The 17,150-nt window shown below is 39.0% G+C and carries 19 protein-coding genes and 1 pseudogene; 12 read left to right on the top strand and 8 right to left on the bottom strand.

Annotation, left to right across the window (positions count from 1 at the left end):
- The first annotated feature begins 2 nt into the window (after positions 1 to 2).
- From HGR01_RS11855 to HGR01_RS11830, 6 genes are all read left to right on the top strand, one after another.
- The gene (locus tag HGR01_RS11855) at positions 3 to 1,481 is read left to right on the top strand and encodes a type I restriction-modification system subunit M (RefSeq protein ID WP_045874431.1); all 1,479 of its coding nucleotides are present in this window, start codon (positions 3 to 5) and stop codon (positions 1,479 to 1,481) included.
- A gap of 5 nt (positions 1,482 to 1,486) precedes the next feature.
- The gene (locus HGR01_RS11850; protein WP_045874432.1) at positions 1,487 to 1,684 is read left to right on the top strand and encodes a hypothetical protein; all 198 of its coding nucleotides are present in this window, start codon (positions 1,487 to 1,489) and stop codon (positions 1,682 to 1,684) included.
- Positions 1,681 to 1,878, top strand: coding sequence for a M48 family metallopeptidase (locus tag HGR01_RS11845; RefSeq protein ID WP_228045701.1), 198 nt, complete (start codon positions 1,681 to 1,683; stop codon positions 1,876 to 1,878). The genes HGR01_RS11850 and HGR01_RS11845 overlap by 4 nt, the downstream gene beginning before the upstream one ends.
- Before the next feature lie 202 nt (positions 1,879 to 2,080).
- On the top strand, positions 2,081 to 2,866 hold the full coding sequence (locus tag HGR01_RS11840) for a TIGR04255 family protein (protein ID WP_045874433.1): 786 nt from the start codon (positions 2,081 to 2,083) through the stop codon (positions 2,864 to 2,866).
- A 4-nt stretch (positions 2,867 to 2,870) separates the two neighbouring features.
- Entirely contained in the window at positions 2,871 to 3,278 is a 408-nt protein-coding gene (locus HGR01_RS11835) for a hypothetical protein (RefSeq protein WP_045874434.1), read from the top strand.
- An 8-nt stretch (positions 3,279 to 3,286) separates the two neighbouring features.
- Positions 3,287 to 3,883 (top strand): hypothetical protein, encoded by a 597-nt coding sequence (locus HGR01_RS11830; RefSeq protein ID WP_045874435.1) that lies wholly within the window; start codon positions 3,287 to 3,289, stop codon positions 3,881 to 3,883.
- A 146-nt stretch (positions 3,884 to 4,029) separates the two neighbouring features.
- Here the strand turns inward: HGR01_RS11830 and HGR01_RS11825 are convergent, their stop codons facing one another.
- Complete coding sequence (locus tag HGR01_RS11825) at positions 4,030 to 4,203, bottom strand: ribbon-helix-helix domain-containing protein (protein WP_071989489.1); 174 nt, start codon at positions 4,201 to 4,203, stop codon at positions 4,030 to 4,032.
- Positions 4,204 to 4,373: 170 nt separating this feature from the next.
- Between HGR01_RS11825 and HGR01_RS11820 the strand changes: the two genes are divergently transcribed.
- From HGR01_RS11820 to HGR01_RS11810, 3 genes are all read left to right on the top strand, one after another.
- On the top strand, positions 4,374 to 4,892 hold the full coding sequence (locus tag HGR01_RS11820; RefSeq protein WP_045874436.1) for a hypothetical protein: 519 nt from the start codon (positions 4,374 to 4,376) through the stop codon (positions 4,890 to 4,892).
- Positions 4,889 to 5,194 carry a hypothetical protein gene (locus HGR01_RS11815; RefSeq protein WP_045874437.1) on the top strand — a complete coding sequence of 102 codons (306 nt, stop codon included), beginning with the start codon at positions 4,889 to 4,891 and terminating at the stop codon, positions 5,192 to 5,194. The genes HGR01_RS11820 and HGR01_RS11815 overlap by 4 nt, the downstream gene beginning before the upstream one ends.
- Before the next feature lie 182 nt (positions 5,195 to 5,376).
- The gene (locus HGR01_RS11810; protein WP_045874438.1) at positions 5,377 to 5,574 is read left to right on the top strand and encodes a hypothetical protein; all 198 of its coding nucleotides are present in this window, start codon (positions 5,377 to 5,379) and stop codon (positions 5,572 to 5,574) included.
- A 158-nt stretch (positions 5,575 to 5,732) separates the two neighbouring features.
- Here HGR01_RS11810 and HGR01_RS11805 read toward each other — a convergent pair whose 3' ends face one another.
- On the bottom strand, positions 5,733 to 6,236 hold the full coding sequence (locus tag HGR01_RS11805; RefSeq protein ID WP_045874439.1) for a TniQ family protein: 504 nt from the start codon (positions 6,234 to 6,236) through the stop codon (positions 5,733 to 5,735).
- A gap of 367 nt (positions 6,237 to 6,603) precedes the next feature.
- Here HGR01_RS11805 and HGR01_RS11800 point away from each other — a divergent pair.
- A pseudogene (locus HGR01_RS11800) lies at positions 6,604 to 6,717 on the top strand (helix-turn-helix domain-containing protein); the annotation flags it as partial.
- Positions 6,718 to 6,943: 226 nt separating this feature from the next.
- Here HGR01_RS11800 and HGR01_RS11795 read toward each other — a convergent pair.
- Positions 6,944 to 8,254 (bottom strand): IS701 family transposase, encoded by a 1,311-nt coding sequence (locus HGR01_RS11795; protein WP_096621593.1) that lies wholly within the window; start codon positions 8,252 to 8,254, stop codon positions 6,944 to 6,946.
- Positions 8,255 to 8,322: 68 nt separating this feature from the next.
- Here HGR01_RS11795 and HGR01_RS11790 point away from each other — a divergent pair, with 68 nt between their 5' ends.
- The gene (locus HGR01_RS11790; RefSeq protein WP_168161050.1) at positions 8,323 to 8,472 is read left to right on the top strand and encodes a hypothetical protein; all 150 of its coding nucleotides are present in this window, start codon (positions 8,323 to 8,325) and stop codon (positions 8,470 to 8,472) included.
- 647 nt (positions 8,473 to 9,119) lie between these two features.
- Here HGR01_RS11790 and HGR01_RS11785 read toward each other — a convergent pair.
- From HGR01_RS11785 to HGR01_RS11765, 5 genes are all read right to left on the bottom strand, one after another.
- On the bottom strand, positions 9,120 to 9,884 hold the full coding sequence (locus HGR01_RS11785; RefSeq protein WP_045874442.1) for a TniB family NTP-binding protein: 765 nt from the start codon (positions 9,882 to 9,884) through the stop codon (positions 9,120 to 9,122).
- A gap of 48 nt (positions 9,885 to 9,932) precedes the next feature.
- Positions 9,933 to 10,448 carry a TniQ family protein gene (locus HGR01_RS11780; RefSeq protein ID WP_045874443.1) on the bottom strand — a complete coding sequence of 172 codons (516 nt, stop codon included), beginning with the start codon at positions 10,446 to 10,448 and terminating at the stop codon, positions 9,933 to 9,935.
- Positions 10,448 to 11,287 (bottom strand): TniB family NTP-binding protein, encoded by an 840-nt coding sequence (locus HGR01_RS11775; RefSeq protein ID WP_045874444.1) that lies wholly within the window; start codon positions 11,285 to 11,287, stop codon positions 10,448 to 10,450. The genes HGR01_RS11780 and HGR01_RS11775 overlap by 1 nt, the downstream gene beginning before the upstream one ends.
- Before the next feature lie 3 nt (positions 11,288 to 11,290).
- A complete protein-coding gene (locus tag HGR01_RS11770) occupies positions 11,291 to 12,973 on the bottom strand; it encodes a Mu transposase C-terminal domain-containing protein (RefSeq protein WP_045874445.1) in 1,683 nt (560 codons plus the stop codon).
- A gap of 1,077 nt (positions 12,974 to 14,050) precedes the next feature.
- On the bottom strand, positions 14,051 to 14,653 hold the full coding sequence (locus tag HGR01_RS11765; RefSeq protein ID WP_045871463.1) for a TetR/AcrR family transcriptional regulator: 603 nt from the start codon (positions 14,651 to 14,653) through the stop codon (positions 14,051 to 14,053).
- A 493-nt stretch (positions 14,654 to 15,146) separates the two neighbouring features.
- Between HGR01_RS11765 and HGR01_RS11760 the strand changes: the two genes are divergently transcribed.
- Positions 15,147 to 17,087: an FAD-dependent oxidoreductase gene (locus tag HGR01_RS11760; RefSeq protein WP_045871462.1), complete on the top strand. Its 1,941-nt coding sequence runs from the start codon at positions 15,147 to 15,149 to the stop codon at positions 17,085 to 17,087.
- Positions 17,088 to 17,150 lie beyond the last annotated feature (63 nt).

The following is a 17,150-nucleotide window of genomic DNA, read 5'->3' as shown; positions in this document are numbered from 1 at the left end:
CAATGGCTAACGAATCTTCTACCATCGTTCAAAAACTCTGGAATTACTGCAACGTCCTCCGCGATGATGGCGTTAGCTACAGTGACTATGTAGAACAGCTTACCTATCTGCTGTTCCTGAAGATGGTGGAAGAACAAAACCAACTTCCCCCACCTTTGGGCAAACGTTCCACCATTCCTACAGAATACAGTTGGGAAGCACTGCGATCGCAAGACGGTGATGCTTTAGAAACCCAGTACCGCCACACCTTAGAAAACCTGGGTAAAGAAAAAGGGCTATTGGGCGTTATCTTTCGCAAATCGCAAAACAAAATTCAAGACCCCGCCAAACTCAAGCGACTGGTAGAACTCATCAACTCAGAAACTTGGATTGGTTTAGATATCGACGTAAAAGGGGAAATTTACGAAGGATTGCTGCAAAAGAACGCTGAAGATGTCAAAGGCGGTGCAGGTCAGTATTTTACGCCAAGGGCATTAATTAAAGCCATTGTCGAAGTCATGCAACCCCAACCAGGACAACGTATCTGCGATCCTGCTTGCGGTACAGGTGGTTTTTTCTTGGTGGCTAATGACACCATTACCAAAAATTACAAACTCGATAAAGCCCAAAAGCAATTCCTGAAAAATCAAACCTTTAAAGGATTTGATGTTGCTGATGGGGTAGTGCGCCTCTGTGCGATGAATCTGTATTTACACGGTATTGCTGGTGATGAAAGTCCTGTTGATGCTAAAGATAGCTTAATGGCAGATCCAGGCGATCGCTTTGAATTAGTATTAACAAATCCACCCTTCGGTAAAAAAAGCAGCATCACTGTTTTCAACGACGATGGCAAAGCAGACAAAGAAAAGGTCGTTTATCGCCGTGATGACTTTTGGGCTACCACATCTAACAAACAGCTAAACTTTCTCCAGCACGTCAAAACCCTACTGCAAATCAATGGTAAAGCTGCGGTTGTCGTTCCTGATAACGTCCTGTTTGAAGGTGGTGCTGGTGAAACCATCCGCAAGAAATTACTGCACGAATGTGATGTACATACCCTGCTGAGATTGCCAACAGGTATATTCTACGCTCAAGGTGTCAAAGCTAACGTGTTATTCTTTGACCGCAAACCCGCTAGCGCCGATCCCTGGACTAAAAAACTGTGGATTTACGATTTCAGAACCAATCAGCACTTTACCCTGAAAACCAATCCCCTCCGCTACGAGAACTTGCAAGACTTTATCCAATGCTTTAATGCTCAAAATCGGCAGGAACGCCAGGAAACAGAAAGGTTTCGAGCCTTTAGCTATGAAGAACTGATACAACGCGATAAAGTCAGTCTGGATATTTTCTGGCTGAGGGATGAGAGTTTAGAAGACTCTGATAACCTCCCAGCACCGGATGTTTTAGCTTTAGAGATTGCTGAGGATTTAGAAGCAGCGTTGGAACTCTTCCAAAGTATCACCGAGAACCTAGAGGCAAAAACTGTCAGCGAAGTGTAAGTGGGTTGGGTGCGGGAGCGAGATGCGATCGCGCCGAAAAAGTTCGTCAAGCCTTTAAAAACCGCCAAATAGAAGCACACGAGACTTTAGTTCAATTAGATGAAATAGCCAACGTATGTGTCGAAGCAGAGGAAGAACGCCAAAAGCTCGATGTTGATAAAAATACCTTTGCCAATCAATTTCTATCACTACAGGAAGCTTGACACTTAACACAGAGTTATTAGATTTGCCAAAAGAAGTAGGAGAGTTCGTTATTGTTCATGAACTAGTACATTTGCTCTTACCAAACCACGCCAAGGTGTTTAAGTGCTTTCTATCTGCTGATTTGCCTGATAGAGAGGAGAGGGAGAGGAATTTACGGGCGTTTGTGAAAATAGTTCACGAAGAACAACTTTAACCAGAAATAGCCATATTCATTGGGTTCTAATCCTTGTGTTTCCGGATGTCAGAGGTAACGGGAACATAAACTTTACCTATAGCCAGCAATAAAATTGCCAGCTATCACTTTTAAGTGTGGGAAACATCACTGACTAATGCTCAGAATTAGGCTACTCTATAAGATAAAAGGTTGTCTCACTTGGTCTTAGCATTTTTTAAAGATGAAGCTCCCAGATTATGAAAGAGTCATTTATGAGTACAATCCTCTAATCGAGGTGATTGCTCAAATTAGATTTCCAACTATTCTGAAAATTACAAGTCAAGAACCTGTAGATTTTCAAGATAGCGTAAGATTTGAATACCCTATTTTTGAAGCTTCTAGAAACTTGCAAATACCAGTTGAATTATCAAACCTTTTAACCCAATTTAACTCAAACATTGCTAGTGAGGTGACATATCAGTTTAAATCAGAAGATTTAAGTTGGCAGCTTTCTATAGACAAAAACTCCATTACACTTGTTACTAACAAATATGAAAGATATGAAAAATTTATTGAAAGATTTAAAAATGCTGTAGAAATTTTCGAGAAAATATATAATCCATCATTTTATTCAAGAATAGGTTTAAGATATCGGGATTTAATCATTAGGTCAAAGCTAAACATTACCAACAAAGAATGGATTGAATTAATACCTAAATATATTGCATCTGAACTACATACTCCAGAGTTAGAAGAATCGATAATAAATTTTGTCAAAAATTTACAATTACGAACTGAATTTGGTCAAGTTAATTTTAATCATGGACTTGTTCAAATTAGAGACATAGAAAAAAATATCGATGAAACAGCTTATTTATTAGACGCTGATTTTTTTACAGAGAGAAAGTTAGAAAGAGGTGAAAATGTCTGGAATACATTCGACCAAGCAAATCGTACAGCCAGAAATCTTTTCCGCTGGAGTATCACCGAAGAATTACACAGTGCAATGCGACCTCAAACCATATAACTCTATGCAAATAATAACTGGTGGTGCTAAAAACAATAATATAATAGGGCAAAGGTACGAAGTAATATCCACTCCTACCCAAATATCTCCTTGGGAAACTTTATCACTTAATACAGCAAATTTAAATATTAGAATATCGATAGAGTCACCTTTTACGGCTGAATTGCCCAGCCAATTACATCAAAATAGCGTTCTATTAGTCAAATGTTTAAGTTTAATTAGTATGCTTTTTGCGACTTCTACAACAGAAGGTTTACAAGAAGCATCAGAAGCGCTTGAAAGGATGGTGGAATACTATAACGATAGTGGGTCTGATTTACAACAAACTACCTTACCCCAAAGTTTAGGAGTAATTACTGGCAACTTATTGCCTAGCGAAGTCAGACCACCTTTAATTATTGATTTTGAATAGCTTTCATCATGCCCAAAAGTTTAATTTATCGAGCCTCTGATGAAAAAGAAGCTCTTAGACAAGGGGAAATTTTAACGGGAGTAATACAGTTTATACCTGTTCCTAACGAAGCATCGCCAGAGCTAGATAAAACGCAGTTTAAACCAATAATTCATCCTTACGCAATTGTTGTTAGTCAAGATTGTGACCTAGATTGGGATTATAAAGCTAGGCAAACAACAGATAAACAGAATAAACTATTGAACTCCATACTTTGTTGTGAGATATATCAAGCTCAAGAAATTAGACAGGATAGAAATACGTATCAGATGAATTCTGAAAAATGGAATCTTGTCAAAACAAATTGTAATAAGCAGTTTCATTTTTTTGAAAAAATACCTTTAGAGTGTGATTTAACAAAAGAAGGATTAGCAGAGTTAACCGCAGACTTTAAGAAAGTTTTTGCAGTAGACCCGGAGTTTTTATACTATCAAATAAGTATAAATAAAGTTCAAAGGCGCAGCGTCTTTGTAAGTCCCTATTTAGAAGACTTCTTCCAACGTTACTACAGTTATCATGGGCGTGTTGCACTTCCAGCACAACATGAAAGCGAAAAAGGAGGATAAAAGTAGAAATCAAGTAAAGAAAATATTAGAGATTTTTTGTTTGTTTTTCATCTCCCCAAACCCTTAGAACCCTAGTTAATGCCTCCAACTGCTGGCGAGAAGCAGGGGGGTTAAACCGAAACTTTTCTCAACGGACGATCATCGCCTCACTTCCCCTTACCAGGCGGCGAAATCGTTCCATCCGCCTGCGCTTGTCTAATCGCTCGTTTGAGAATTAACACCGCCATTTGCGACAAAGAACGCTCCTCTGCATCCGCCAGTTGTTGCAGAGCTTCTTTGTCTTCTTCTTCCATGTAAATACTCAGTGTTACTTTCCCCATGTGATTATTATCAGATTTACTATGTATTTTTATATTAAATCACTAAAAACAAATAAATTTAAATAGAAATACATCAAATTTATGTATAATTACTGATAAGTCAAAAGCCAGCGCACAACTTTCCACGGCTGACGCTGGCTTCTGGCTCCCTTTCACAGGAGACATATTCCATGTTAAGACCTGTTTGCCACAAAACAGATCAATACAGAGGTTATCAACAAGCCTTAGATGACTTCGGTATTGCTGAAGTATTGGCGAAACTCAGCAATTACTGTCAACAGCAAGAACAAGAAAGTTTAGCAGCGTTGTTGATTTCTCAACTAACTCAGAGTATCGATGCCGAACTGATTGCTAATTATTTGAGTGCGATGGCGCTCAATCGCCAGGATTTACTCCCAAGATTAATTAACCAGAAATTTTCTCCGAGTTCTGTTGATTTACCCGAAGACTTTCCTAATACAGCAAAGACACCCCGCTTTTTGTATGGCGATAAATTGCGTTGGATTGGTTCTGACACCGATTGGGGAACTGCGATCGGCAGATTTTATAGCTTTGCTCCCCATCTTTGCTGCTGGACTTGGTGTTACCTCATTTGCTTGAGCAAAGATAGCCCCAGTACCGCTTGGGCATCTGCCGATATTGCCTGGGAAGAAGATTTAGAACCATTGGAAGCGGAACCAATGCTATGACTAATCCGCGTCCTTTACAAGCACGAGAGCAAAATTTGATTGATCTATATAGCCATTGTCAACTAGGAATGACACCCAAGAATTTTTATGCCAAATGGGATGTCAATCACGAAGCGATCGCTCGGATTTGCTCCCGTTCACTTTCAACTGTCAGGCGTTGGTTTTCCAAGGGACGTAATTACCGCAGTCCCATGCCCAGTGATTTACGCCATCTTGCCCTCATGGACTTCCTGCTAGAACACTTCGAGGAAATCCCCGAAGAATTTCTGAAGATACTCTGTTCTCTCACAGGGCATAAGTAGGAATCGAAAAATTGACGGTGAGGGAAGTCGAACTGTCAACCAATTGCAATGTCATCCTGACATTTCTTTACCAGCCACTCTCACAGTAGGGTGGCTTTAGTCTTGGGAATGTTTAAGTAACTTTTGTCTATTCTTCAACTCCAATTCACTAGCTAAATCATAGGTATGATCGGGAGGTTTTTGTGACCTACATTGAAAAGCTAAATCCTTGGTGTATAGTCCGCCATTTTCCTAATATGCAACACCAGATAGTTGCTCGTTTTCGCCGCCGGAATGATGCAGAAGCTCATTCACAAGCTCTACATCGGCTGATACCAAATGCAACTTTCTCAATCATTTTTAATGCGGCAGTCGAGCAACCAGAGCAAATTACTCCATAATTCGGTCATTCTGGGAGCAAATTTAATTTGTAGTGAGTTTTCTTATCTGTTGAAACATAAAATATCCCCCCTTGCCACCTTTTTTTCATCAAAGCAAGGGGGGATTATTACTGATTAACATTTGAAAAATATTATTTATGATTGTACTAAGTCAGTAATCAATAAGACTTTTGATACTTTACCATATCAGCAAAAGTCAGAGAACATTGCTGGCATGAACTATCCTGCCACACTGCTGGAGTCTTAAATTTTGCCCCACAGTTTGGACATTTTGACAACAAGGTTAAATCGTGGCTCAGGCATCCTTGTATCACCTTCAACTGCCACTCAATTTTGTGATAAGGCGACTCAACATAACAAGCAGCACATAGCCGAACAGTTTCCCTTTTTATTTCCACTCCAGCAGGTGGCAACATCTGCTTTAACCTATCCACATCAACCCCTAAAACAACAGCTAATGCTTCTAACTGTTCAGGGGTAGGAGGAGGATTAAACCGAAATTTTTCCCAACGTGCGATCGCGCTCCCAAGTCCTGTTTCCTTACCTAACCTAGCAGGCGTTAACCCATTTGCTCGTCGAAAGCGTCCTAAAAAGTGACTAAGACTTTCTCCTTTTAATGGTTCTACTTGAAATAACCAAAGTTGAATTTCTACTACTTCCATTATTTGTATTCTTCTGTTACTTCCTGAAGTTTTGCCAAATCGATCTTTTGTAATTTTTTCTTCGATGCACTTATTGCTGCCTCTCTCAGAATCATATCAATTAAACAATATAATCCCCAGTTGCTTCACATACAATCTTTCCAGCGATGCTGAAGATTGTATGTGAAGCAACTGGTAACTGCAAAACCTTCTTTTCCCAAATTTCTACAGTTCGCTTCAGGTATTTCCCATGAAACTTGGACAGTAGCTTTCTGTCTCTCATCTCCGCTACTGTTCCCTTTGTCATTTGATACTTTGTAGCATAGTAAAAGATTATCTTTTGGGAGCGCCGTTGCTCGTATTGCTCTCTGTGACTTAGAGGAGCAGTCCTATGCCCAGCGATTTGCGCCATCTTGCCTTGATGGACTTCCTGCTAGAACACTTCGAGGAAATTCCCGAAGAATTTCTGAAAATACTCTGTTCTCTGACAGGACATAAGTAGGAATCGAAAGGTCAACCAATTGCAATGTCATCCTGACATTTTTTCACCAGCCACTCTCACAGTAGGGTGGCTTTAGTTTTGGGAATGTTCAAGCAACTTTTGTCTATTCTTCAACTGCAATTCACTAGCTAAATCATAGGTATGATCGGGAGGTTTTTGTGACCTACATTGAAAAGCTGAATCCTTGGTGTATAGTTCGCCATTTTCCTAACCCTCTTTTGTCACTCTAGGCAGAGGAAAAGTAGAAATCAGGGTGAATCAGGGATATAAAAATTGAACTGGTGAGGCTATAAATAATAGATTGAAGTTTAAAAAAACCCAAAGCTAATTGAGGAATAGGAAAAACCGTTAACCAGGGATATATCAGATTAAATAAAGTAAAAGGTTGAATAATCAAACGAAGATTGTTAAGAATGTTCTTCCAGCCATTTCCATTATCCCACCAAGGATGTGAAACAAATTTTGACTCTCGTTGTGATGGAGACTGAAACAGTTGCTCCGAATGCAGACTAACCATTAAATAAGCACTGCAAATAATTTCCCACCATCGCTCAATATCTGGGTAGTGAGTCAGGCGAAAATCTGACCAACCTAATTCATTCTTACTTTGTTTTAACCCGTACTCGACCCAAGTTCTTAAACCGTAAAAATTTCCAACTTCTCTTGGCGTAATGTCTGGATATTTACTCATCACATACCAAGTAGTGTTATCAGGCAAATTTTCTGGATCTGTAGTAATTTGCCAATATCTAAGTTCTCCACGTTTTCCCGGAATAATTTCTCTAATAAATCGATTTTCCCGACTCAAGTCAGAGAATACCCTTTGAAACTTCTGCCACTTTAAATATTGAATATGTTGTCGTGGAAGTATTTCTACATAATGATTTGACCGAATCGCTACTATATAGTTCAAGTTTAGTTCATCTAATACAGATATGAAATTCTTACCACTCTCTCCATATAAGCTATCTGCAAGTACTAAGTTGAATTTAAAACCCATTGATTGTAGCTTTTTTATCAGTATTGCTGCTATTTCTGGTTTAGTGCGGTACTTATCTCCTGCCTGTAATCTTTCCCTGGGTTTATACACTTCAAACAGTAATGGAAATGTCATCCCACAGAAAACACCATATACTGTCACTGCCACAATTCCATTATCTGTTTTTCCCAAATTTCCTATATACTGCCGTTTCACATAATCTGTCTTGCTCCCTTTCTTTTTATCCCCTGTCTCATCAATAATTAAAATGATTGGTCTACCTTTTAGCACTTGTAAAATTAACTCTAACCTTAAGGTTCTTAACTTTTCTATATCCCAAGGTGATGTAGTTAGAAAATGATGCAACCCTTGCTGGTTATCTAATCCTACGATTTTTGCTATTTCTGGCAATGTTTTACGTTTTAGATCAGAAATGCAGCCTACATGGAGATATTTAAAAGCCTCGAAACTCCTAACATCTGGAAACAGACTTTTATACCACTGGCAATATTCGTCCACAAATTTGACTGTTGGTGCGGCTGGACGGGGCTGTACCATGCTCTGTGTCTTGGTTCTAGCATTTTTACCTTATTATACTACTGCCAGAGTGACAAAACAGGGCTAATATGCAACACCAGATAGTTGCTCGTTTTCGCCGCCGGAGTGATGCGGAAGCTCATTCCCAAGCTCTACACCGACTGATACCAAATGCAACGCCTCACAATCATTTTCAATCCGGCAGTCGAGCAACTAGAGTAAATTACCCCATAATTTAGTCATTTTCGGGGTCAATTTAATTTTTAGCGAGCCTCTTTCAGAGGAGCTTTGCTAACGCATTTTAATCCAATGTTCTTTTCTCATCCAATATCGTTTCATCATAGAAACTATAAGCGATCGCATTCAGGATGCTCTGATTACTTACTTGCGCTCACTGAGGAATATCTACTGCCACGATCCTGGATTAGCCCTAACTAAATATCAATTCTCTTGTTCGTTGGAACATACAATATCCCCCTTTGCTACTTTTTTCTCCAGTAAAGTAAGGGGGGATTATTGGTGGCTAAACATTGCGGAAAATACTAAGGGATTATACAGGCTTACAATCACGGAAACTTGTGATACTTTGCTACTTAACTTATATAAATTTTACAAAATATAGCTTATACCAAGTATCAATCCAAAATGTCAAAAATTTCAACCTTCCTACATAGTTTATTGAACTGCTATCACATGTGACACTGTACAATTTTTTTAAGATTGCTACCTCAATATTCCTCAATCCATCTTTCCAAGCTTGTATAGCTAGCGCTTTAAAAATACGTTTCTATCCTTCAATGATACCTTTGACAAGTTTGGTTCACAATATCGAACATTGGTTCGCCTACTAAATTTAATGCTTTGTTAAGTTTTATACATATTTTTCCTAGTAGAAGGTTATAAGTGGCTCTGTTGCATCTACTCCCGAGTGTCCGAAACGATAAATATTGTTAAACCGAGGGTTAAGATGCATATTACCGTATATATAAGAGTAGAGGCATTGTGTACCTACCAGAATGACGGCAATATTTATTGGTTCACAAATAGATATAATATCAGTGAAAACTTTATTACTGTAGTGGACAGTATCATCAATAATTAACATTTCTACTCCACAATCTTTCAATAGGCAACGCGCTTTCTCTCGTAAAGCTGCTAAATGCAAGTCTGTACTTGCGCTATCTAAGAACCCAATAATTGCTAGGAAGATGTCTTTAGCACTAGCACAAAATGGTGGATCAATATAGACAATAGGTACAATAGGTGAGGTATCTATTAGGTGCTGAATTTTATTCTTATAAGCGTAAATTTGACAAGCTATAGACTTTCCTATTGAGGGTTCACCTATGATTAGATTATTATGACGTGATTGCCGTTGTACGTCTAACCATTCATATAATAGCCTTGATTGTCTATTAGAAAAAATGTAATTAATAAATAATAGCTTAAAATCTGATTGACTGTCAATTTGACAAGCTATAGACTTTCCTGTTAACGGTTCATCTATAGTTAGATTAATTTGACCTGATTGCTGTTGTACCTCTAAGCATTCATATATTTGCCTTAATTTTTTATTAGAAAAAATGTAATTAATAAATAATCGCTCAAAATCTGATTGATTATTCTTTTTATTTGATGAAATTTCAGACATTTTTATCTTATTTTTGATTATTACAAATCTAATATTTATCAAATTGCTCTATAACGAAGAGTATACAAATTTCTGGTATTTCACCATATCGGTAAACCTAAAAAAACACCTATGACACCAGGGATATACCCATAACGCCGGATGTTTAAACCTTGCCCCACAGTTTGGACATTCTGATAACAAAGTTAAATTGTGGCTCGCACATCTTTGTGTCACCTTCAACTGCCAATCAATCTTGTGACAAGGCGACTCAACATAACAAGCTGCACATAACCGAATCGGCTCCATTTTCATGCCCACACCAAGAGGTGGCAACATCTGCTTTAACCTATCGACATCAACCGCTACCACAACAGCTAATGCTGCCAACTGCTGAGGGGTAGGAGGCGGATTAAACCGAAATTTTTCCCAACGTGCGATCGCACCGCCAAGTCCTGCTGCTTTACCTAACCCAGTAGGCGTTAAATCATTTGCTCGTCGAAAACGCCCTAAAAAGTGACTCAAACTTTCTCCCTCTAAAGGTTCTATTTGAAACAGCCAAGGTTGAATCTCTGGAACTTCCATTATTTGTACTCTGCTGCTACTTCCTTTAGGGTTTCTAAGTCAATCTTTGGTAATCCTTTCTTTAAAGCCCGAATTGCTGATTCTCTCAAAATCATATCCAGCAAACCAATATAACCCCCTGTTGCCTCACCTAAAGTTTTGAGCATCGTCTTGTTGGAAAGATTAGAAGCAACTGGCAGTTTTAAAACTTGTTTTTCCCAAATCTCCACAGTTCGCTTAAAATCTTCCCCAGAAAACTTACCAAAACGATGACATGCACGAAAACGGTTATAAACTTGCTCATCTCGCTTGATTACAGCGTCTAATCTGTCCGTACCCACCAAAATCACCGCAATTTCCAACTTGTCAAAAATATCTCGCACTTCAGCAAAAGTTTTGGGTTTCAAGCGGTCAGCTTCATCAATGATTAGCATCTCAACCCCGCAACCCTTAAGAACCCGAAATGTACGTTCTCTAATCTCAGCTACAGTTCCCTTAGTCATTTGATACTTTAAATGCTTAAGAATCTCATTGAACAAATCCTTAGCACTACACTCGGAGGGTATGTCTTCGAGAAAAGCAATAGGTACTAATGGTGGTTTTCCTACTTCTTGCTTGGGTTTATGCCGAAGTCTGTAGGCATCACAACCCATTGTTTTACCAGTTCTGGACTCTCCTACAATACGACCAGACTGACGAGCTTGACGCTTTCCTTCTAGCCAGTCATTAAGAATTTTAACTTGCTCCAAGAGGATAAAAGTCTTCCGGTTCAATCTATCAATTTCTACTTGTAATTTTTCACCATTTACTGGAATATCACCTAATTGTTGTGCAACTGTTTGAGCTTGTTTTAAAGTCATTTTTTACCACCCGTAATCTTCACGCATTTGTTCGTAATCAAATACCTCTGGCATCTGGTATTCTGTCTCACCGTCAACAGATGCCACTTCAATTTCTTCCTCTGGTTGAACAGGCACAGGTTTTTTAGCCTTTTCAACTACAGCCTGTTCTGCTTTTTGACGTTCTTTTTTGGTTTTCTTTCGGGTAATGAATGTTTCGCGATCGCGCACTTCTGCCAACATTGCGTGATTGCTAATCATCTTTCCTGCTTGCCGAATCTTGCGACTACTAGCTTTAGCCTCATCCAGAGATAATTGCTCAGTCTCCAAATCCTGAGCAAATGCCCTTGCTAGAAACTCTTCTTTATTACCTTTCTGGCGGTACACCAACACAGTTGTAATATCTCTAGGGTCATAACGCAGTACAACAGTTTCACCTGAATAACCTGCCAAGTTTTCTCCCCGATATGTCAAATTTTCAAATTGTAGATATCCACCTCTATAAATGGAGCGTCGAGTTTGCTTCATCAGGCAGATACGTAATTCTTCTTCTGAAATTAGATTGGGAGAAGCAATTAACCCTGCTTCCCACCGTTGATAGCGTGTTTGATCGCCTAGACGCGCATCAGGACGTTGATTGTATTTATCCACGATGTAACGCACCAGCAAACGTTCTAACTCCCTTAAAGTCAGACAAGCTTCTTTCTCAGCTTGCTCAGGACGTTCTTGGACATTTGATCCTGTATATCCAGGCAAAGTGGAAAATAAGTCGGTGTTAAAAGTTCCAAAGGGACGCTCAACAATGCCACCTTCACTGGGGCGATCGCGTAAATGACAAACAAATCCTAATTCCACACCTATCTGTTGCAAATGGTTTGAGCGAAAATCTTTACCGCCATCAGTATAAAAATGTTCTGGTTTACCATAGGTTCCCCATTCTTCATGGAGTCCATATTCTGACCCATAATGCTTAGGCAATATTGCATGACGCAACGCTAATGCCACTATCTGAGAACTCGGAGCATCAAAGCCTAAGTTAATTCCTATGATGCAACGGGAGTAAGTATCTACAACTGTTGTCAGCCAAGGACGACCCAAAAGTTCACCATGCTGATCTACTAGTAATAGGTCTACACGGGTATGGTCACACTGCCAAACATGGTTGCTGTATTCTACTGATAAGTCTTTGCCATCGCGGGTTTTAACTGATAATCGAGAACCATGCCAACCTCGACTTCTCACACCTGCTTTTTGTTCTTGCTCCTCAATAATTGGCTGTAGAACTCTGTAGACAGTCCTATAACTGGGATACTTCTGTTGCCCCAATTCAGCAGCCCTTGCTTGTACTCTGATGGCAACTTGTTGGGGAGTAATTCGCTTACTACCTTTATTGCCTTCCTTATATGTCTTGATAATGAACTGTTGCCAATCAGAATCTATTCGATGTTTGCCTTTGTCAACCCGTGTTGTGGTTTGAAGTGCAGCTAAACCTTCCTCTTCCCATTTTTTGACCAGTCGCCTTACCGTCCGCACAGACTTGCCTAGTTTAGCTGCGACTTCCCTTTGTCTTTCTCCATAGGTGATGCGATCGCATGGTTCTAGCAATTTTTGAATCAGATCGAGCAAATGCCTATCATCTGCTGATAGTTCAGTCACTATCTCATTAATTTCTGGCTCTTGCTCACCATTTAGATGATCGTCCAGCATATTTACATATATGTTCAATACAAACGTAGTTGTATTGTACTATTTGAAGGACATTTATTTTGTCAATTTTGGTAAAAATATTGGTTGGGAGTATTTTTCAAGAGAGGACAAATATTGTGTCAAAATTCCAAGAGAGGACAGCTATTTTGGCAATAAGTCTCTAGTCGGCTATCTTGAGGTTAAAATAGTAAAACCCTTACTAAATAAGGGTTTTAAGCTGAATATTTTTAAGGACATTAATTTGTCAAGTGGTCATTTAATTTGGCAATCGACATTTGTAGATTGCCACATTATTTGTCCGCGTTGACAAATTAATGTCAAATACTTGTCGGTTAAGGAGAAAAAGGGTCAATACCTTGGGTTAAGCTCATTAGTGATTGATTTGTCACTGATTAAAAAAGCCAAATCAATTGGGAGATTCTCCCCCAAACCCCCGATTGGGTGACGGTTGCGTCCCCCAAACCCCCTCCAAAATTATTGTTCTGTTTTTTTGGTTGAGTAACTAGTACAACACGGCAAAAGTAAAAAGGGAGAATGACTATAGCACAAGCCTTGTCGCAATTACAGATGGTCTGTTTCTCTTACAAAGTTTGGCGGGACGGAAACCGACACCGCCAACTTTGCGCTATTTACGCCGACTTGTACTAGTTTTTTGGTTTTGTTAGCAATTAATTTTCTTAACTGAACTGTATTTGTATATGGGTAGGGGCAAGGCAGTGCCTTGCCCTTACAATTATCTGTACTGTAATTTTCTAGTTGTGTATCTTATTTAGTTGCAAAATGCTGTATATAAAAATCAGAAATTTCAGTAGAGAAAGAGCAGAGAAATAAAAATTTGGATAAAAAATCAAAGTTTTAACAAAGATTGCGAAAAATAGGTAGGCGCACAACAATTTTGTGCTCTCACGAATTATTTAATGTCGCGCGAACATAATTAAAGTGGCAAAAAATCCCAAATCTAAAATTGTTTATTAGACTTCTACCCTGCGAAAAGGCTGATAAAAATTCCGACACTTTTAGTTATGATAATTTCCAGTTACCCATTACCCATTACCCATTACCCCTTCCCCCTTCCCTTTAATCTGTGATTAATCCATCTAACAAAACAGCAATCATTTGATTAACAATAAAATCCTTTGGTGCAGCATTAGCAAATGTAGTAGCAAAAGGCAGACTTTCGATTACAGACAGAAAGAATCCTGCTAGTAATTGGGGACGTACATTGCGAATTTCACCTCGTTGTTGTGCTTGAACAAATATTTGACAAATCGGGTCAAAAATGCATTCAGATGAGCAAGCAGATAACCTGGCAGTATTTTCTTCATCTAACAAAGGCATATCTGTGTGTACCATGCTCAAAAAATGGATGGGAGGCTGAGAGATAAACCACGCACCTACTGCAGATAATTGCGATCGCAAATTATCTTCGTTTCCACTGATGGCTTGCTGTAAACCCAAGCGATGGCGTTCAAACATTCGCTCGGTGACGGCTACAAAAAGTTGCTCTTTGCTGGGAAAATGATAGTACAAAGAAGCCTGACGGATACCGACTGCCTGAGCAATATCCCTCATTGTGACTGTATTGTAGCCTCGGGTGTGAAATAGGTGTTCTGCTTCATCAAGAATGCGTTCTCTTCCACTGGATGAGACTTGTTTTGGAGAGTTGCGATCGTCTGGCACTCCCAAACCTACCTAACGTTTAGTAGTCAACTTTTAAATATTATATTACACTGTCATCTAAAGGATGAAGTGTGAAGTATGAAGGCTGAAGTCAAGAGTTTTCTCAAGCATCAATGCATTAAATATGATTTTGGCATTTATTCTGTGAAATAATTTGCTTTTTTTTGCATCCAAATCTCCCGATTGATCGTCTGTGGTAAAAATAGCCTGAACCTAGCAAACGTGAGGGGAAATTATTGACAAAAACAACATTAAGCCATATATAGCTATCCTGAATGCAAGATTCAGCTTTTGCATCAAGGTTTTTGCAAGTCAACACCCAAAACGAATATTTTTACAACCGAAATAGGATTGCTATAGTTTGTCTTTTCCTCACGAAATTAAGCTGCTGAGGATTAACACTGAAATGGGAAAAATACTCCATAAAAAAGGCTAGCTGATAGCCATGATTTCATGCCAGTAATTTATCATCAAGAGTTAATTCTGTAACCAAATGAGCCAATTATCGAATTTGCCAGAATCATCGCCTATTTCCCGCCGCACACTGCTCAAGTGGTTCGGTATTGGTGGTATCGCTGGAGTAACTGGATACTCTCGTTTCAGTAAGCCACAACCAACTGTTTTTCAAAGAGATACTCTGAAGTTACCAAGAATACTAAATCAACCAAAAAGTGTAGTAGTAATTGGGGGTGGATTAGCAGGTTTAGCCTGTGCATACGAATTGAGTCAAAGGGGATTTGTTGTGACACTTTTAGAAAAGTCCCCTCAACTTGGCGGCAAAATTGCTAGTTGGCAAATTGAAGCCGTTGGTGAAAAATTTATGATGGAGCATGGTTTTCATGGCTTTTTTCCCCAATACTATAACTTGAAAGGTTTAGTTACAGAATTAGGGATTAAAGATAATTTTCAATCATTAAACTTTTATGCAGTAGTTTACCGCGATCGCAAATATCAACCAGAGGTATTTCGCCCCAGTCGTTCAGCCTTTCCTTGGAATATTATAGATTTAGCGATCGCTTCTCCTAATCGCTTGCAATGGGGGATTAATTTAGTTAATTTTAAACACTTGCAAGTTTTTCAAGCCATTACAGGTTTTGAGCGCGAAAAGAATTATCAACGCTTCGATAATATATCTGTGGCGGAATGGGTAGAATCGGAATTCCCCCAAGGTTTATACGATTTATATTTTCTACCTTTTGCTAAATCGAGTTTGAATGCACCAGACATGATGAGTGTGGGAGAATTGATGCAATTCTTCCATTTTTATTTTTTTGGTAATCCAGAAGGGTTAGCTTTTAATGGTACTAAAGACGATATGGGAACTAGTTTAGTTCAACCTATCGCCAAGGCAATTTTAAATACAGGTGGTAAAATTATCACGGGCGCAAACGTCAGTGAAATTGCTGCTGTTGAAGGTAGAGTAGACTCTCTCAAATATTTTGTTGGCGGTAATAACAATAGCGTTCCTTTTTGGATAAAGAAGAACTCATCTGTAACTGATGAAAACATAGAATATTTTGGTGCGGCTGATGAAGTATTTGCTGCAAAAGTTGGGAGTAAAGAAGCGATTTCACTTACCTGTACCCATCAAGGTTGTACTGTCAAAAAAGCTGAGGATGGTAAATTCCATTGTCCTTGTCATGGTGCGGTGTTTGCGGCTGATGGTCAAGTTTTAAAAGGGCCAGCACAAAGAAATTTAGCTAAGTTTAAAATAGCCCAAAAGCGAGATACAGAATTACAACTGATAGCAGCCAATCAAGAATTATCTTCACCAGAGACAATTACAGCCGATTATTATGTCTTTGCTACTGATGTACCGGGAGTACAGCAACTATTTAAACGGATAAATGGGGATGTCGATAAAAACGTGCGATCGCAAGTTGCAAATTTAAGCATCGCCGATCCATTTGCAGTGTGTCGTTTTTGGTTTAATCGCGATTTTGAATGGGAACAAAGCAATTTTACTTCTCTATCTGGCTACCAGCTAACTGATAGCATTACTCTGTATCACCGCATTCAAGAACAATTTATTGACTGGGCACAACGTACAGGTGGTAGTGTAGTGGAATTACACGCCTACTGCTATAAAGAAAAGGAATTTCCTACTCAAGAAGCATTGTTAACCACTTTTGAGCAGGAACTATACGAAATTGTCCCGGAATTAAAGCAAGCAAAAATTCTGCATCGAGAATTAGTCAATCAGCATAACTTTTCTGGATATCCACCCAATAGTTACGCAGAACGTCCTGAAACTAGTACCAATGTTGCTAATTTGATTTTTGCTGGTGATTGGGTAAAAATGCCTTTCCCTTGTGGATTGATGGAACGGGCTGTGAGTAGCGGTTTATTAGCAGCCAATGAGATTTTATCCCGTGAGGGGTTACAGAGGCGATCGCTTTTATCTGTGAATCCAGAGGGTTTACTGCAAATTTAAGTGTGATTTGTAAAAATTTGCGGTGTCTAGATTCCCGACTTGTTTGAAAAGTCGGGAATCTAA

Origin of the sequence: Tolypothrix sp. PCC 7712 (assembly GCF_025860405.1) — a bacterium.
Taxonomy (GTDB): Bacteria; Cyanobacteriota; Cyanobacteriia; order Cyanobacteriales; family Nostocaceae; genus Aulosira; species Aulosira diplosiphon.
The sequence above is the reverse complement of the archived record's forward strand: the minus strand, read 5'-3'. Positions and strand labels throughout refer to the sequence as shown.

What these genes read in the sequence shown, in the direction of transcription:
- HGR01_RS11855 (WP_045874431.1), top strand. Translation starts at nt 3, where the DNA reads ATGGCTAACGAATCTTCTACCATCGTTCAAAAACTCTGGAATTACTGC.
- HGR01_RS11840 (WP_045874433.1), top strand. Translation starts at nt 2,081, where the DNA reads ATGAAGCTCCCAGATTATGAAAGAGTCATTTATGAGTACAATCCTCTA.
- HGR01_RS11835 (WP_045874434.1), top strand. Translation starts at nt 2,871, where the DNA reads ATGCAAATAATAACTGGTGGTGCTAAAAACAATAATATAATAGGGCAA.
- HGR01_RS11830 (WP_045874435.1), top strand. Translation starts at nt 3,287, where the DNA reads ATGCCCAAAAGTTTAATTTATCGAGCCTCTGATGAAAAAGAAGCTCTT.
- HGR01_RS11825 (WP_071989489.1), bottom strand. Translation starts at nt 4,203, where the DNA reads ATGGGGAAAGTAACACTGAGTATTTACATGGAAGAAGAAGACAAAGAA.
- HGR01_RS11820 (WP_045874436.1), top strand. Translation starts at nt 4,374, where the DNA reads ATGTTAAGACCTGTTTGCCACAAAACAGATCAATACAGAGGTTATCAA.
- HGR01_RS11815 (WP_045874437.1), top strand. Translation starts at nt 4,889, where the DNA reads ATGACTAATCCGCGTCCTTTACAAGCACGAGAGCAAAATTTGATTGAT.
- HGR01_RS11805 (WP_045874439.1), bottom strand. Translation starts at nt 6,236, where the DNA reads ATGGAAGTAGTAGAAATTCAACTTTGGTTATTTCAAGTAGAACCATTA.
- HGR01_RS11795 (WP_096621593.1), bottom strand. Translation starts at nt 8,254, where the DNA reads ATGGTACAGCCCCGTCCAGCCGCACCAACAGTCAAATTTGTGGACGAA.
- HGR01_RS11790 (WP_168161050.1), top strand. Translation starts at nt 8,323, where the DNA reads ATGCAACACCAGATAGTTGCTCGTTTTCGCCGCCGGAGTGATGCGGAA.
- HGR01_RS11785 (WP_045874442.1), bottom strand. Translation starts at nt 9,884, where the DNA reads ATGTCTGAAATTTCATCAAATAAAAAGAATAATCAATCAGATTTTGAG.
- HGR01_RS11780 (WP_045874443.1), bottom strand. Translation starts at nt 10,448, where the DNA reads ATGGAAGTTCCAGAGATTCAACCTTGGCTGTTTCAAATAGAACCTTTA.
- HGR01_RS11775 (WP_045874444.1), bottom strand. Translation starts at nt 11,287, where the DNA reads ATGACTTTAAAACAAGCTCAAACAGTTGCACAACAATTAGGTGATATT.
- HGR01_RS11770 (WP_045874445.1), bottom strand. Translation starts at nt 12,973, where the DNA reads ATGCTGGACGATCATCTAAATGGTGAGCAAGAGCCAGAAATTAATGAG.
- HGR01_RS11760 (WP_045871462.1), top strand. Translation starts at nt 15,147, where the DNA reads ATGAGCCAATTATCGAATTTGCCAGAATCATCGCCTATTTCCCGCCGC.